Origin of the sequence: Clostridium sp. OM05-5BH, assembly GCF_003481505.1 — a bacterium.
Taxonomy (GTDB): Bacteria; Bacillota; Clostridia; order Lachnospirales; family Lachnospiraceae; genus Otoolea; species Otoolea fessa.
Genome location: NZ_QULJ01000034.1, coordinates 1 through 284 on the forward strand (window position 1 = coordinate 1; position 284 = coordinate 284).

Below are 284 nucleotides of genomic sequence, written 5' to 3' on the forward strand. Positions count from 1 at the left end.
TACCAAAGGGAGCGATACGCCGCTGTGAGATTCAGGGGAGGAACGACACCGGGGAGAACTGGCGAACTGACACCGAAATGATACCGAAACACGACAATCTGATAGGGGGATAGTCTACCCTATCGCTGATACTTCGGGAGATTTTAAGCGGCTCTATGGCTGTAATTTTGCCGAAAATCGCCCCGAAACCATACACTAAAACGGGAGGAAGCGCAATATGCCGAGAATGAGCAAAAAGAGGAAGCATGAGCTTTCCTTTTACCTCAATGACCGGGGGCGTGTCA

Annotated in this window: 1 protein-coding gene; it reads right to left on the minus strand. The window is 50.4% G+C overall.

Annotated features, from left to right (window positions below):
• Positions 1-31: 31 nt before the first annotated feature.
• The coding region (locus DXB70_RS14230) for a hypothetical protein (protein WP_207665604.1) at positions 32-284 on the minus strand (253 nt) is incomplete at its 5' end.